Annotated in this window: 2 protein-coding genes; one reads left to right on the forward strand and one right to left on the reverse strand. The window is 72.2% G+C overall.

What is annotated here, in order from left to right; all coding sequences use genetic code 11:
* Positions 1-1921 (forward strand): pyruvate carboxylase subunit B (locus AC08OU_RS23915; protein ID WP_476605880.1); only part of this gene is annotated, 1921 nt, incomplete at its 5' end.
* Here the strand turns inward: AC08OU_RS23915 and AC08OU_RS23920 are convergent.
* The coding region (locus AC08OU_RS23920) for a bifunctional glycosyltransferase family 2/GtrA family protein (protein ID WP_476605881.1) at positions 1922-3188 on the reverse strand (1267 nt) is incomplete at its 5' end. It abuts the gene before it with no gap.

Genomic DNA, 3188 nt, shown 5'->3' on the forward strand with positions numbered 1-3188 from the left:
CCGCGGCACGGCGCCCGGCGGCACGCAGCTGCCGGCGGGATCCCGGCAGCTGCTGACGGAGCTCGGGCCGGCGGGCTGGGCGGCGTGGCTGCGCGCCCAGGGGGCGCTGGCCGTCACCGACACCACCTTGCGTGACGCCCACCAGTCGCTGCTGGCCACGAGGCTGCGCAGCTTCGACATCCTGGCGGCCGCCCCGTCGTACGCCGCGCTGACGCCGAACCTGCTGAGCCTGGAGGCCTGGGGCGGGGCGACCTACGACGTCGCGCTGCGCTTTCTCGCGGAGGATCCGTGGGAGCGGCTCGCTGCGCTGCGCCAGGCCGCACCGAACATCTGCCTGCAGATGCTGCTGCGGGGGCGCAACGCGGTCGGGTACACCCCCTACCCGGACGACGTCGTCCGGGCGTTCGTCGCCGAGGCCGCGGCGACCGGCGTCGACATCTTCCGGATCTTCGACGCGCTGAACGACATCGAGCAGATGCGCCCGGCGATCGAGGCGGTGCTCGGTACCGGGGCGATCGCCGAAGGGACGCTCTGCTACACCGGTGACCTCTCCGATCCGGCGGAGCGGATCTACACCCTCGACTACTACCTGCGCCTCGCCGAACAGCTCGTCGAGGCGGGTGTGCATGTGCTCGCCGTGAAGGACATGGCGGGACTGCTGCGCCCGGCGGCGGCGGCCACGCTGGTGACGGCCCTGCGGGAGCGTTTCGACCGGCCCGTCCACCTGCACACCCACGACACCGCGGGCGGCCAGCTCGCCACCCTGCTCGCGGCGTCCGCGGCCGGGGTGGACGCGGTGGACGCCGCCGCCGCGCCGATGTCCGGCGGCACCAGCCAGGTCAACATGTCCGCGTTGGTGGCGGCGACCGACCACACTCCCCGGGCGACCGGCATCGCGCTGCCCGCGCTGTCCGCGATGGAGCCGTACTGGGAGGCCGTGCGCGACCTCTACGCCCCGTTCGAGGCGGGGCTGCGGGCCCCGACCGGGGCCGTGTACCGGCACGAGATTCCCGGCGGCCAGCTGACGAACCTGCGTCAGCAGGCGATCGCGCTGGGGCTGGGGGACCGGTGGGCCGAGGTCACCGAGTGCTACGCGATCGCCAACGAGCTGCTCGGCAAGCCGATCAAGGTGACGCCGACCAGCAAGGTCGTCGGTGACCTGGCGCTGTTCATCGCCGGCGGATCCGTCGACGTGGACCGGTTGCGTGCGCATCCCGAGGAGTTCGACCTGCCGGCCAGCGTGCTCGGCTACCTCGCAGGTGAACTCGGCACGCCGCCGGCCGGCTTCGCCGAACCGTTCCGGGAACGGGCGCTGGCCGGGCGCCGCCCGGCGCCGCCGTCCGTCGACCTCGACGCGGCGGACGCCGCCGAGCTCTCTTTCCCGGGGACCCGGCGGCGGGCGGCCCTGTCCAGGCTGCTCTTCCCCGGCCCGTGGAAGGACTACCTGCGGGCGGTGGACGCCTACGGGGACTCCTCCGTGGTCCCGACCGACGGCTTTTTGTACGGGCTGCGGCCCGGCGTTCCGCTCACCGTCACCTTGGAGCCCGGGGTGGAGATCATCGTGGAGCTGGAGACGCTCTCCAAACCGGACGACTCCGCGATGCGCACCCTGTACCTGCGGGTCAACGGCCAGCCCCGGCCGGTGCGGGTCCGGGACGCGTCCATCACGGCCACCACCACGGTGGCCCGTCGGGCGGACCCCGCCGATCCGAACCAGGTGGGCGCCGGGCTGCCCGGCATCGTCACGTTCAGCGTCGCGGTGGGCGACACGGTGACGAAGGGCCAGCGGCTGGCGGTGGTGGAGGCGATGAAGATGGAGGCCGCGGTGACCAGCCCGGTGGGCGGGACCGTCGTGGAGCTCGTCCGCTCCAGCGGCGACTCCGTCGAGGTCGGTGACCTGCTGCTTATTCTGCGTTCCTGATTACGCTGCGTTCCTGATTACGCCGGTCGGGTTCTGCCTCCGCGGGGGTGTCGTGGCCGGGAGCGTCCCGGCCACGTCCCCCGCCTCCCGGCCCGGGCGGAAGACCCAGGCGCGCAGTAGAAGGAACCGGATGACCGTGGAGGCCAGGTGCGCCAGCACCAGCACGGAGAGTTCAATGCCGCGGCCGGGGTTCGTGCTCGCCGCGTGCAGGAGCGCGAGCGAACCGCTGGTCAGGCCGAGGCCGACGGCGAACACCACCAGGCCCTGCAGATGGTGGCGACCGGCGCGCTCCGGACCGGTGAGACCGAAGGTCAGCCGCCGGTTCGCCGGGGTGTTCGCAACCGCCGTGAGAAGCAGCGACAGCAGGTTCGCGACCTGCGCCCCGGTGACTGTCCGCAGCAGGACGAAGAGCACCAGATAGGACAGCGTGCTGGCGATCCCGATCGCGGCGAATCGCAGGAGCTGACCGGTGAGTCCCTTCGGTACCCCCGGGACCTCGACGGCCTTGCCCTCCTCGGCGTGGCCGGCGGTGAGCGGGCCTCGGCCGAACTCCTGGTGCAGCCTGGCGAGCGGTAGCTTTCCGCTGCCGAACGCCCGCAAGAGGCGGACCACACCCTTCAGGTCAGCGATGGCCGTGGCGAGCACGTCGACGCGGCTGTCCGGATCATCGATCCAGTCGACCGGGATCTCGTGGATGCGCATTCCGGCCCGTTCGGCCAGGACGAGCAGCTCGGTGTCGAAGAACCAGCCGCTGTCTTCCACCAAGGGCAGCAGGCCTGCCGCGGCGTCGGCGCGGATCGCCTTGAAGCCGCACTGCGCGTCGGAGAACCGGGCCGCCAGTGTCCTGCGGAGGATCAGGTTGTAGCAGCGGGAGATCACCTCCCGGCGCGGTCCCCGCACGACCCGGGAGGCGGGGGAGAGCCGGGTGCCGATCGCGAGATCCGAGTGGCCGCTGATGAGCGGGGCCACCAGGGGCAGCAGCGCGGCGAGGCCGGTCGACAGGTCGACGTCCATGTAGGCGAGCACCGGTGCGGGCGAGATGCCCCAAGCCGCCCGCAGTGCCCGGCCGCGGCCCTTGGCTTCGAGGTGGATCGCGGCGACCTCGGGGAGCTCCTTCTCCAACGCCTGGGCGATGACCAAGGTGCCGTCGGTGCTGGCGTTGTCGGCGATCGTGATCTGAAAGGGGTACGGGAACGTCCCGGTCAGGTGGGCGTACAGCCGTCGGACGCAGGGAGCGAGGTCGTTCTCCTCGTTGTATACGGGCTCT

Source organism: Frankia sp. CcMO1 (assembly GCF_977945845.1).